The sequence below is a fragment of the Cytobacillus sp. FSL K6-0129 genome (genome assembly GCF_038007625.1).
Classification (GTDB): Bacteria; Bacillota; Bacilli; order Bacillales; family Cytobacillaceae; genus Cytobacillus; species Cytobacillus kochii.
The window spans coordinates 976646-989594 of sequence record NZ_JBBOXM010000001.1; the positions used below are offsets into that span (position 1 = coordinate 976646).

The 12949-nt window shown below is 37.2% G+C and carries 13 protein-coding genes; 3 read left to right on the plus strand and 10 right to left on the minus strand.

What is annotated here, in order from left to right; all coding sequences use genetic code 11:
* Positions 1–5: 5 nt before the first annotated feature.
* From pstA to MHI57_RS04685, 3 genes are read right to left on the minus strand one after another with little or no spacing between them, the layout of a single operon-like run.
* Entirely contained in the window at positions 6–830 is an 825-nt protein-coding gene (gene pstA / locus MHI57_RS04675; protein WP_095373023.1) for a phosphate ABC transporter permease PstA, read from the minus strand.
* A 1-nt stretch (position 831) separates the two neighbouring features.
* Positions 832–1737, minus strand: a complete 906-nt coding sequence (pstC, locus tag MHI57_RS04680) for a phosphate ABC transporter permease subunit PstC (RefSeq protein ID WP_233435231.1) — start codon at positions 1735–1737, stop codon at positions 832–834.
* 43 nt (positions 1738–1780) lie between these two features.
* Positions 1781–2623: a phosphate ABC transporter substrate-binding protein gene (locus MHI57_RS04685; protein WP_095373022.1), complete on the minus strand. Its 843-nt coding sequence runs from the start codon at positions 2621–2623 to the stop codon at positions 1781–1783.
* Positions 2624–2935: 312 nt separating this feature from the next.
* Here MHI57_RS04685 and MHI57_RS04690 point away from each other — a divergent pair, with 312 nt between their 5' ends.
* The gene (locus MHI57_RS04690) at positions 2936–3313 is read left to right on the plus strand and encodes a nucleotide excision repair endonuclease (protein ID WP_095373021.1); all 378 of its coding nucleotides are present in this window, start codon (positions 2936–2938) and stop codon (positions 3311–3313) included.
* Positions 3314–3457: 144 nt separating this feature from the next.
* Here the strand turns inward: MHI57_RS04690 and pssA are convergent, their stop codons facing one another.
* From pssA to MHI57_RS04715, 5 genes are all read right to left on the minus strand, one after another.
* A complete protein-coding gene (gene pssA, locus MHI57_RS04695) occupies positions 3458–4153 on the minus strand; it encodes a CDP-diacylglycerol--serine O-phosphatidyltransferase (protein ID WP_095373020.1) in 696 nt (231 codons plus the stop codon).
* Positions 4154–4300: 147 nt separating this feature from the next.
* Complete coding sequence (locus tag MHI57_RS04700; protein ID WP_340975252.1) at positions 4301–5335, minus strand: CaiB/BaiF CoA transferase family protein; 1035 nt, start codon at positions 5333–5335, stop codon at positions 4301–4303.
* Between the two features lie 26 nt (positions 5336–5361).
* Positions 5362–6915: a fatty acid--CoA ligase gene (locus tag MHI57_RS04705; protein ID WP_340975253.1), complete on the minus strand. Its 1554-nt coding sequence runs from the start codon at positions 6913–6915 to the stop codon at positions 5362–5364.
* A 21-nt stretch (positions 6916–6936) separates the two neighbouring features.
* A complete protein-coding gene (locus MHI57_RS04710) occupies positions 6937–8088 on the minus strand; it encodes a thiolase family protein (RefSeq protein ID WP_095373017.1) in 1152 nt (383 codons plus the stop codon).
* Positions 8089–8101: 13 nt separating this feature from the next.
* On the minus strand, positions 8102–9247 hold the full coding sequence (locus tag MHI57_RS04715; RefSeq protein ID WP_307313453.1) for an acyl-CoA dehydrogenase family protein: 1146 nt from the start codon (positions 9245–9247) through the stop codon (positions 8102–8104).
* 235 nt (positions 9248–9482) lie between these two features.
* On the opposite strand from MHI57_RS04715, the gene MHI57_RS04720 reads away from it, so the two are divergent.
* Positions 9483–9911: a MarR family winged helix-turn-helix transcriptional regulator gene (locus MHI57_RS04720; RefSeq protein WP_095373015.1), complete on the plus strand. Its 429-nt coding sequence runs from the start codon at positions 9483–9485 to the stop codon at positions 9909–9911.
* Between the two features lies 1 nt (position 9912).
* Here the strand turns inward: MHI57_RS04720 and MHI57_RS04725 are convergent, their stop codons facing one another.
* Positions 9913–10641 carry a class I SAM-dependent methyltransferase gene (locus MHI57_RS04725; RefSeq protein ID WP_095373014.1) on the minus strand — a complete coding sequence of 243 codons (729 nt, stop codon included), beginning with the start codon at positions 10639–10641 and terminating at the stop codon, positions 9913–9915.
* A 161-nt stretch (positions 10642–10802) separates the two neighbouring features.
* Here MHI57_RS04725 and MHI57_RS04730 point away from each other — a divergent pair, with 161 nt between their 5' ends.
* On the plus strand, positions 10803–11090 hold the full coding sequence (locus MHI57_RS04730; protein WP_095373013.1) for a hypothetical protein: 288 nt from the start codon (positions 10803–10805) through the stop codon (positions 11088–11090).
* A 50-nt stretch (positions 11091–11140) separates the two neighbouring features.
* Here MHI57_RS04730 and MHI57_RS04735 read toward each other — a convergent pair whose 3' ends face one another.
* Positions 11141–12916: an L-lactate permease gene (locus MHI57_RS04735; RefSeq protein ID WP_095373012.1), complete on the minus strand. Its 1776-nt coding sequence runs from the start codon at positions 12914–12916 to the stop codon at positions 11141–11143.
* Positions 12917–12949: the final 33 nt, after the last annotated feature.

Consider the following 12949-nt stretch of genomic DNA (forward strand, 5'->3'; position numbering starts at 1 on the left):
CCTTTTTAATAGTCAGCTTTATTAAGCTTTTTAGAAATAAATGTTGCAGCAAAGTTTAGAGCAAGAATCATTACAATTAACACAATACCAATTGCTGCTGCTAATTCAATATCACCAGATTCTTGTGTAACAAGATACGAGTGAACCGTTAATGTTCTCGCTGAGGAGAAAATCCCTTCAGGCATTGCAGCTACTGTACCTGCTGTTAAAAAGATCGCTGCTGATTCACCAATGATACGTCCCATAGAGAGGATAATCCCTGATAAAATCCCGGGCATAGCGCTAGGTAAAATGACTTTATATAGTGTTTGTAACTTTGTTGAACCTAATGCAAGGGAACCTTCTCTATAACTAGCTGGTACTGTTTTTAAAGCTTCTTCTGTTGTACGGATGATCACTGGTAAAACAATAATTGTTAAGGTCAAGGATGCTGAAATAATAGACATCCCCATCGCCAATGTGGTAACAAAAAATACAGCACCGAATAATCCGTATATAATAGATGGAATACCCGTTAAACTCTCTGTTGCAAACCGGATCATTCGAACGAGCTTTCCTTGTTTCGCGTACTCCTGTAAATAAACTGCTGCTAAAATCCCAATTGGAGTGGCAATGACTAGCGATATCACAATTGTATAAATGGTAGTAATAATCATTGGCCAAATTCCACCGCCGCCGACAGGTGAATAGTCACCAAAGATAAAATCAAGATTAATTAATCCGATACCTTTATAAAAAATATAACCAACGATAATAAGTAGGATAGCTACAGTTAAGAAAGCGCCAAACCACAATAAGCCTAATAATAAATTATCTTTAAACTTTCTCACTTTACTTCCCACCTTTCGAACTTATTTTTGCTAATACGAAATTCAATATTAGAATGAATGAGAATAATACAATTCCTGTCGCAAATAACATTTCTTGATGTGTACCATAAGCGTAACCCATTTCAAGGGCAATATTCGTTGTAAGTGGTCTTACACTATCAGTTAAGCTTGTTGGTATAATCAAACTATTACCAGCAACAAGAATGACTGCCATCGTCTCTCCGATTGCTCGTCCTAGCCCTAATACAATGGCTGCCATAATACCTGATTTTGCTGCTGGAACAACGACTTTAAATATGGTTCCGATTGGCGAGGCACCTAATGCTAAGGAACCTTCTCTATACGTTTTCGGTACTGCCCTAATGGCTGTTTCAGCAACGGTTACAATTGTAGGTAACATCATGATCGCTAATACGAGAATAACCGCTATTAAACTTTGCCCTTTTACTAAGCCAAGATTATTTTGTAAGAAAGGAACAATAATCGCTAAGCCGAATACACCATATAATACAGATGGGATACCCGCTAACAATTGTACAGCTGGTGAAATAATTTTTGCAATTGGTTTCGGGGCTATTTCCGATAAAAAGATCGCCGTTAATAACCCAATTGGTACTCCAATGACAAGCGCCCCAATCGTTGCATAAATGGAAGCGACAATCATCGGAAAAATGCCGTACTTATCTTCACTCGGTACCCAATCAGACCCGAAGATAAAATCAATAAAACTATACCCGTCTGCAATGAATGGGTTTGATCCTTTAAAGAAGACGAATCCAATAATGAGAAATAAACTAAGCACAGAGATTAACGCACAGATTAAAAACAATTTCTCTGAAATGAACTCCATAATATATTTTAATCGATTTGATTTATTTGTTTGTTTTACTTCTGATGGATTTGGCAAAACACATACCTCCAAAGTCACTTGCTAATTGTTTGATGTAGCGTTATTCTTCTATAATTGGTATAGCCCCTGCTTCTGCAGCGATTTCCTGCCCAGCTTCACTTAAAATGAAGTCAATAAACGCTTGGCTTTCCTCTGATAAGTCTTTATGCACGAAAAGGAAAGGACGAGATAATGGATATTTCTCTTCAATTACATTTTTAGCGGTTGGTTCTACCCCATTAATATTAATCGTTGAAATTGTATCATCTATATATTCAAAAGAGATAAACCCAATAGCATGTTCATTTGTTGCAACTGTCGTTTTTATATTTCCGTTTCCACTAGCGATAATTGAGCTCCGTACTAACTCACCAGAAGAGTAGTCAACAATTTCCTGAAAAGCATCTCTCGAACCTGACCCGTCTTCACGTGAAACGACAACAATCTCCATATCTTTACCGCCTACCTCTTTCCAGTTTGTTATTTCACCAGTAAAGATCTTTTTCACTTCTTCCATTGTTAAATCTTTTACTTTATTGTTTGCGTGTGTAACGACTACAATTCCGTCAAAAGCAATGATTGTAGGTGATACTTCTTCTTCTTCTCCTGACTCTAAGTTACGAGAAGACATGCCAATTTCGGAAACTCCATTTATTGCATTTGTAATTCCTGCTGAGGAACCAATTTGATTGATTTCAATGTTCACATCTGCATTTTCCATATATTTAGCAGCTAGCTTTTCTGCTAGCGGACCAACTGACGTAGAACCAGAAATGGATATCGTGCTTCCGTTACCTGTACTAGCTTGTCCCTCTCCTTCTTCTTCACCACCATTGCATGCAGTCAAAATTAAAGTAAGTGACAAAAGTAACAAAATACTCTTCCATTTTCGAAGTTTTAACATAGAAAAACCTCCACTTTAGATTGCTTTTAGCTATTTTGTTTGTGTTAATCCCAATATAACGAATCATATTTAATTCTCTATTAACCTTTTGTAAAGCCTTTGTAAATTTCATCAATATACCCATAAATTTATGGAGAAATTGTAAAAATCAACCTAATAATATTATTAATTTTTCAAACTTTCATTTTTTAGAATACGTTTATTATCTCTCCATTATATGATTTAAAAACATTTAAAGAAAAATACGCGGAAGTATGGGCTTTTTTATGTAGGTTGTGGTACGATGATTGCTAGAATAGGAAGTGATTATTGATGATTAATATTGAAATACCTCATCCAGACTTAGTTATCACTAAAAAGAAGCCTGGCGGGGAACAAGGAACAACGGCCATCAGCCATTTATATGGTTTTACGGACTTTACAAAGATTCCAAGAGATAGAGGTGGAATGATTTTATTCTTTGACAAAAAAGAGAACCTTCTTTTTGTTGGGAAAGCACGTAAACTAAGACAACGTGTAAAAAAACATTTCGACGACCAAGTGTCTCCCATTAAAAATCACCGTGAACAAGTGTCTAAAATTGCATGTATGTATGTTGATGATCCTGTTGAGCGTGAAATATACGAAACCTACATTATTAATAAGTTAAAAGCAAAATATAATACTGAAAAAGTTTTCTTTTCAAGCTAATTTTATTTTAGTTATGGGATGAAGGAGAAACCTCCTTCATCCTTTTTTTATAAAATGATTTTTCTCTCCGAAAGACTCAATTAAATTCCTGACTTTATGGTTTCCTAACAACAAAAAAAAGACTCCCAAACTGTAAAATTCTTACTAGTCGGAAGTCTTATTATTTTGGTTCTTTTTAAAGCGGTACGCTAAATAGGCAATGTATAATGGAGTGGCAATATAAATTAAATAAGGATAGGAACCATATGTCCCTTTATAAAGAACAAAAAGCATACAGCCTAAAAAGATTGTCACAATTGTCCCGTACTTTGGTAATGGGATATCTTTTAAACTCGGAATACGAATACGACTGACCATTAAAAAACATAGCGCGGTAAATACAACTGTCGTAATAATACTGGGCACCCAGTGACCAAACAATGTTAAAATAGCTAAAATACCACCAGCGGCAGTAATCGGAACACCGATAAAATAATGCATGGACTGCTTACTAGTACCAATATTGAATCGTGCTAAGCGATATGCACCGAATAGCGGGAATAACCCAGAAACTAATAATCCAATAGAACCAAATTGGTAAAAGTATGTATAATATACGAGAAATGACGGTGCAACCCCAAAAGTTACAACATCCGCTAATGAATCTAATTCTTTGCCTAGCGTACTATCTGCTTTTAACATTCTCGCTGCACGACCATCCATACTATCAAGCATCATACCGATAATAATCAATATCGCCGCATTATTATATTGGCCATGAGCAGCAAATCCAATAGACAAAAATCCACAATATAAATTGCCTAAAGTAAGCATATTTGGTATCATCTTAATAAATTTCACTTACAATCATCACTCACTTTTTTGTGATCTACGTTGCAAAAATAAACCTTCATTTAAACACAAATCACTTTTTAAGGTTTATCTATTATAACACTATATTCTAAGTTGTTACTATATATGTTTGACGATTATTAAGTTCTTTTGTCCCTATTTCTTTTTTTGAGGATTTCTCAAGTCAGAATATTGTTGAATACAAGACCAGTTATCATCATAAACGAAACTCCCTCTTTGTTGATGATAATTACTTTTGGGTACTTCATCGATTTCTAACACAGGTGTTAAGCAACAATCGACTTGCTCGCTAACACCTATCCAATCAGTAAATGATCGCTCCTTAAAAACTGCACAAACTTGTTTATAAACAGGATCACTTACCTTCATCATATGACATGCTATCCATTCGGGATGTTCAACAGCTAAACAAAAAGATTGCCAGAACTTCTTCTCTAATGCGCCTAATGCCATATAGCGACCATCACTTGTTTCGTATAAACAATAGTTAACAATGGTCCCTGCTAAAACCTCTACACCTTGTTTCATTTCTGTCACTTGATGAACGAGATGGTGGTTACCCATCAAAGCCGTCATTGTATCTGCCATACTTACTTGATGGTAGCTACCCTTTGCATTTATCCCTCTTTGAACAAGACCTGCTAAAACTCTTTCGCTTGCCACAATCCCTCCGACTAAATCAGCTATTTGTTGAGAAGGATGAATGGGACGTCCCTTATCATCCTTCCATTGTGCTAACATCCCGCTAATGGCCATATAATTCAGGTCATGACTTCCAAAGGTAGAATAAAAAGTATTTTCACCATACCCAACCAATGAACAATAGACAATTGTGGGATGGTATGTTTGGATCGTTTCATAGTCTAATGTTAAACGCTTCATCACACCCGGTCGAAAACTTTCAATGATTACGTCTGCTTCTAGTATTAGTTCCTTCACCTTATTTAAATCCGTTGTATCTTTTAAATCGAGGAAATGACTGTTTTTACCGCGATTATTACTCGTAAATATGACACCTTGGCCTTTGCCCATCGGCTCTAAATGTCGTGCAGGATCACCATTCGGTCCTTCTATTTTAATTACTTCTGCTCCAAGTTCTGCCAATCTAAGCGTGGCAAAAGGACCTGGTAAATAGTTTGTAAAATCAATTATTTTCACACCTGTTAACATATATTATCCCTTTCATTTACTGGCGGTTATTTTTGCAATAGTTCCTGATTTCTTAATACAAATTTTTGGATTTTCCCACTAGCATTCCTCGGTAGACTGTCCACAAATTCATATCTTCTTGGTCTTTTATAATTTGCAAGGCTTTCACTTTGCTTACAAAATGCATCTAAAATTTCAGCAGTAATATTCTCCTCTTTTTTGACAATGTAAGCAATAACAACTTCTCCCCAATGCTCATCTGGTACACCTAATACAGCTACATCTAACACGGAAGGATGTGCATGGATAACATCTTCTACTTCCCGTGGATAAATATTCTCTCCCCCTGAAATCACCATATCATCAACACGGTCTTTCACATAAAGAAAGCCTTCATCATCGAGATAGCCCATATCTCCTGAGTGATACCAGCCGTTATGGAGTGCCTTTTTAGTTGCTTCCTCTCTTTTATAATAACCTTGCATCATACTTGGTCCTCTCACAATGATCTCACCTACTGTACCAGTTGGAACGACTTGATCATCATATGAATGACCATCATCATTAGGTGTAACAATTCTTATCTCATGGTTCAAGCAAGCTTGCCCCGCCGAGCCTGCTTTACGAATCTGGTCTTCATCACTAAGGAACGTAATTGCTGGTCCCATTTCAGTCATCCCATATGCTTGAGTTAACTTAACACCCAATTTCTCCCGACAAGCAAATACGAGACTAGGGGCCATTGGAGCTGCACCATATAAACCTTTTTCTAATGTTGAAAGATTATACGCCTGTAAATCTTCTTGAAGCATCATATTCCACATTGTTGGTGCTGCAAAGAAAGCGGTAATTTTTTCTGAATCAATCAGTGATAATGCTTTTTTTGCATCAAACTGGTGGAGAATGGTACTCTTCGCTCCAATATGAACTCTTGGTAAAAAAGCACAATGTAACTCTGCACAATGAAACATAGGCGCAGCAACTAAACCATTATCATTCTGATGATAATTTAGTGCATGGATAACAATCAGACTTTGTTCTGTCATATCTTTATGGCGATGCAGCACGCCTTTTGGTCTCCCAGTTGTCCCACTCGTATACATAATCGCATATAGATCATCAGATGATAGTTTCACTTCTACGTTCTCTCTATTAACAGCTGTGATTTGCTCATGATAACTTTTGGCAAAAGGAGGATGGTTGCCATCAATTGACCAAAATTGAACTGTGGGGAAACTATTGGCCACTTTTTCAACAGCTGTCTGTAGAGTTTCTTCAAAAATAAACACCTTTGGTTCAGCATCAGAAATAATAAATGACAATTCTTCTGACATCAGCCGGAAATTAATAGGATTAAATACTGCACCTATTTTTGCACAGGCAAAAAACGTCGTTGCTAATTCTTCTGTATTATATAAATAGGTAGAAACTCGGTCTCCTTTTTTTACTCCTGCTACATGTAACGCCTGTGCTAATCTATTGACTTCGTCTGCCCACTCACGATAAGTAAACCTCAAATCTTTTCTGACATCATATAGCGCCTCCTTCTCTGGAAACTTACTTACCGTTAAATCAAAGATTTCTGCAATCGTCATTGTCATCTATTATTCCTCCCTTTTTTATTAAAAGATTTTTTCTATAATTGTTGCGTTTGCCATACCCATACCTTCACACATTGTTTGTAACCCATATCTACCTTCTGTACGGTCTAATTCACTCATCATCGTTAATAATAAGCGAGCTCCACTTGCACCCAGTGGATGGCCTAAGGCAATAGCACCTCCATTTGGATTCAGTTTATTCGCATTTGCTCCTGTTTCTTTCAACCACGCTAATGGCACAGAAGCAAAGGCCTCATTCACTTCAAATACATCCATATCTGCCAAGGTTAATCCAGACTTGTGCAATGCTTTTTCAGTTGCAGCTATCGGACCTGTAAGCATCAAGGTAGGGTCTGACCCAATAACGACGCGGGTAATTATCTTAAATCTTGGTTTCAATCCTAATTCACGTGCTTTCTCACCTGACATAATGAGCAAAGCACCTGCTCCATCACTTATTTGACTTGCATTTCCAGCATGTATGATGCCATTCTCTTTAAATGAAGGTTTCAATCCGCCTAACTTCTCTATACTCGTTCCTTTTCTTGGCCCCTCATCTTGATCAAAATTGAATGTTGCCCCACTATCGTCAACTAACTCCAGTGGCATAATTTCATTTTTAAAGCGATTTTCTGCTTGAGCAAGTAGTGCCTTTTCTTGACTGTGATATGCATACTCATCTAGTTGAGCACGAGTGAACTGATATTTTTCTGCTATTCTTTCCGCCGATAACCCTTGATGGATAATCTCATATTGCTTTGTCAATTGCTCACTCGGTTTTACACCCTGATAACTTGAACCAATTGGTATTCTCGACATACTTTCAACGCCACCGGCAATAACGATATCCATATCACCTGATGAAATCGCCTGGGCGGCAAAATGAACCGCCTGTTGACTCGACCCACATTGTCGGTCAATCGTTGTTCCTGGTACTGTAATTGGCAATCCAGAGATAAGAGCCGCCACACGAGCAATATCTCCTGTTTGTTCACCTATTTGTGATACACATCCTAAAATAACATCATCTACTAGTGTTGGATTTAACCCTGTTTTTTCTACTAAACTTTTAATGACTGCACCAGCTAAGTCATCAGGACGTGTATTTCTTAAAGAACCGTTCCTTTTTCCGACTGCACTTCTTATCCCATCAATAATAACTACTTCGCGCAAAAGAAATCCTCCCTTATAATCCTAAGTTTTTAGCAATAATTGATTTCATCATTTCATTGGTTCCTGCGTAAATACTGGCAACAGGTATGTCTCTATACCTTCTTGCTATTTCATATTCTTCCATATATCCGTATCCACCATGAAGTTGCATGCATTCTGTCGCAATTCTTCTCGCATTCTCTGTGCATTTCCATTTAGCCATTGAAACTTGAGTGACAATATCCTTTTGTTTCATATGGTCATAAATTAACTTTTGAAGAAAGGCACGGCTCATCTCTACATCTGTTACCATCTCTGCCATTTTAAACTGCGTATTTTGAAAAGAGCTAATAGCCTTTCCAAACGCTTTTCTTTCTTTGATGAAAGCCATTGTCATTCTAATCATTTCTTCGGCAGCAATTTGGGCAGCAATAGCAACAATTAACCGTTCTTGTTGAAGCTTTTCCATTAAATAGTAGAACCCTTTACCCTCCTCACCGAGTAGATTTTCACTAGATACGACACAATCATCAAATATAAGCTCTGCTGTATCCTGACAATGTAAGCCAACCTTGTTTAGTTGCCTTCCTCTTGTAAACCCTTTCATTCCTTTCTCTACTATAACTAAGCTGATTCCTCTATATGGAGGGGTCACCTTCGTATCTGTTTTTACTGCCACAATAACCAAATCTGCATTCATTCCATTTGTAATGAAGGTTTTTTCACCATTCAGTACATAATGGTCATCAACTTTTATAGCTGTCGTCCTAATCGATGCCAAATCAGAACCTGCGCCCGGCTCAGTCATGGCAATCGCCGAAATGAATTCGCCTGTCGCACACTTTGGTAACCATCGCTTCTTTTGTTCTTCTGTACCATATGTTGTGATATAAGGGATAACAATATCATTATGAAGGCCGATACCAATCGTTCCGGATCCGACCCTTTCTAATTCTTCATTTATAACGACAGAGTAGCCAAAATCAACACCACTTCCACCATATTCCTCGTCGATGTTTGGGCATAAGAAGCCTTGCTCACCCATTTTCCTCCAGAAAGCTCTAGGAATCATACCATCTTTTTCCCATTGTGAATAATAGGGATAAGCTTCTTTATCTAAAAATTTCCGTAAAGACTTTCTAAAGAGTTCGTGCTCTTCTGTTATATATGTATCATTCATATTTACCTTTCCTCCTTTTCTATATTTTATTATATTTTTCTTATTTTTTCGAATATTATTAATATAAATCCCACACATAAGCAATATGTAATTATGAAATGGATTTCGTGAAGTTGATTTCTACAGATAATATCCATTTATTAGAAATAACATCATAAAGCTACTAACGCTTGTTGCATGATTATTTTTTTTTGATATGATTACTGTATGAACGTAGGGAAGGACCTGGCATAAAATGAATGATCAAACTGTTTTTGAACTTATTCATGCGATGGAACAAGTAACCAACCGCATGATTATTAAATGGAATCAATCTTTTAATGAGGGATTAGGTATTTCTCATATTCTTCTGCTTAGTCATTTAAAGCGCGATGGAAAAATGAAACCTATCGATCTGGCAGAAAGCCTTGGTATCGCACCATCTTCTATTTCGCATCTTATTCAGAAGTTATCCAAACGGTATTATATTAAACGAATACCTGATTTAAATGATAAAAGGATTTCATATTTAGAAATCACTGATGAAGGCTTAGAAGTATTAAAAAAGGCAGCTGAAGACGGACATCAACTGCAAAAAAATACATTTGCACAGCTCACAAATGAAGAAATAAAACAACTATTAGCAATCTATCAAAAGTTAAATCTTACCCTCGATCAAATGTGAGCTACGTTTTCATCGCTCGTATCACTCGGTAGCCTAGATGGTTACTTAATTGTAAGTTAAGTTGGTAATGATCAATTAACACTTGTGATAAATCTTCTTTTAATAACTTAATATGTTGATGGGAACTATCGTCTCCCATCTTCACTCCTTCTGCAATCATCTCTGCAATCGTACTTGCCTTTAAAACCTCGACCTTTTTAAAGCCGGCAGTGTCTAAAGCCTTCGTCCAATCTTTTTCACTTAACAGTTTTTCTAATTGATAAAAAGCCTTCATTTCTTCTTCCATTTCACTAGTCATTGATGATTCTTTTGTCATCTCTATTAAATAGAGTCTCCCTTTGTCTTTTAATACACGTGCAAATTCCTTTAAGGTATTTGCCACGTTAGTAAAGACGATAACAGATTCAGATAGGATCAGATCAAATTGTTGATCAGAAAAAGATAACTTCTCCACATTACCTACCGATACGTGAAAGGGTTTTGCTAACAAGCTCGCCTTTCTTCTTGCGGCCTGTACCATTTCTGCATGTTTGTCTATTGCTTCTATTCTCGCACCATATATATCACTTAAAAGATAAGATGTACTTCCTGTTCCACAGCCTGCGTCGAGAATAGTCGTTTCTGTTGTAATAGGCTCATTAATTAGTAACTCGCTCGTAAGTTGCTTCCCTCCAGGGTGAGCAAATGGGACCTGAAAATAGGCTAAAGCATCTTCATAAGAATATTTCATTGTTCCCCTCCTTGTATACTATCTATATTATTCTAACTTTCTAGTTGTTGACACTGGATAAAAACTCCGCTCTTCATATAGGACATGTACCTATTCAAAAAAGAAAGGTGGACATACCATAAGGAGAGAAAGCATTTTTATTTCCCGGAGGTGTTATTTTAATGAGTGGTTATTATCATCGCTGTTATAACGGAATAGGAAAGCCTGTAGAAATCAAAATGAATGATGGTAGAATTCATCGTGGAATTATTGAAAGAGTATCTAACGACAGAGTGTATTTACGTCCAATGAACAAAAATTATGGTGGTTACGGTTATGCAGGCGGATACCGCAGAGGTGGTTGCGGTCGTGGTGGTTGCGGTCGCGGCGGTTGGGGCTGGGGATTCGGCGCAGGGATTGCTTTAGGTGCTATTGCTGCCTTAGTCTTTCTTCCTTTATTTTTCTGGTAATTCCAACAAAAAAGTAACCGCTAAATATAGTGCGGTTACTTTTTTTGTTATTACTTTGAAATTGTTTGATTATATTGATGCAACGTATTAAGCCTTTTATTGTTCGTGGCTATAATATAAAATGCAGCCAAAATGATAAGAACAGCAATCAGTGTGCCGAGGTTAAATAAGCCTTTACTTGAATACCATACAATAGAGTACCCTATAGCACCTGCAAATAAAGCGTAATAAACAAATGGCAAGAGTGTTTTACGAATAACTTCTCCCTCTTTACCGACGAGTCCTACTACTGCAGAAGCAGCAACAACATTATGGACACAAATCATGTTACCCGCTGCTCCACCAACTGCTTGTAAAGCTACAATCCAGCTCGGGTTCACCCCAATTTGGCTACCGACATCATACTGGAAAAGGGAAAACATCATATTACTAACCGTATTACTACCAGCGATAAATGCACCAATCCCACCAATAAAGGTAGCAAAGAATGGCCAGAATTCTCCAGCTAATGCCGCTGCCCCATTTGCTAATTCGATTGGCATTTGTTCATAACCGGCGGCTCCACCACCAGTATTGATGAATACTTGAACCATTGGAACAGTGAATACAAGTGCAACTGATGCTGCAGCTGTTGTTTTTGCCGAACTACTCCATGCTTTTTTATAGGAGCTAAAATTCATTCCATGGATGAAAAATGTAATAATTGATACTAAAATAAGAACTGTTCCAGGTGAATAAAGAATCTCAAAGCTTGCAGTAATACTTGAGCCGAATATATTTTCCAATTTAATAACAATAGATTGTAACCACTCTTTTAAAGGAAGCGTTTTCAATCTAGTTAAAACTAAAAAGACTCCCACTAGGATATACGGTGACCATGCTTTTAGTAACCCCATTTTTTTCCCATTGTTATTTAGTTGTACTTCGATTCTACCTGTCCACTCAGGATCCCATTTTGATTTCTCTTCAAAGTCCCACGTTTCATCTTTTGGAAGGAGAAAACCTTTTCTAGCTGCAAGTACAACTATCAGTAAACCAACTAGTCCCCCTGTCATAGATGGGAATTCTGGTCCAAGTGTATTTGCAACAATAACGTATGGAATCGTCATTGCAAAAGCTGCAAACAGCGCAAATTTCCATACTTTAATTCCTTCTGCAAAAGATTTATTTTTACCAAAAAAGCGAGTCATTAAAGCAACAACAAATAATGGAATAAAGGTACCGGCGATCATATGCAAGATTGCGGCATGACCACCAATCGTTGTTACAACATTTAAGAGATTGTCAGTTATACTTTGGTTAGCAGATAAACCTGTTTGTACACCTACTAATACAGGTGTACCCACAGCTCCAAAAGTAACTGGTGTACTTTGTATGACCATGCCAGCCACAACAGCTGCCATTGCAGGAAATCCTAAACCAACCATTAACGGAACTGCTACCGCAGCAGGTGTACCAAAACCTGATGCCCCTTCAATAAATGAGCCAAAGAGCCAAGCAATAATAATCACTTGAATTCTTCGATCTGGCGAAATATCTATGAAGCCTTGGCGAATGGTTCTCATGGCTCCACTTTCTTGTACAGTATTTAATAATAATATTGCACCAAAAATAATATATAACAGTGTAATGGCCACAACTAAACCATTTACACTTGCTGCAGCTACAGTATTGAATGGAACCTTCCATACAAATAATGCTAATGCGGCAGCAATTAGAAAGGAAATCGGCATTGCTTTACTTGCCGGCCATTTAAGTCCTACAAGAAAAATGGCAACAGCAATAATCGGTAATAATGAAATAACTGCTAAAACGCCTGTACTCACACACACTCCCCCTTATTATCTTTGTTGTTATAT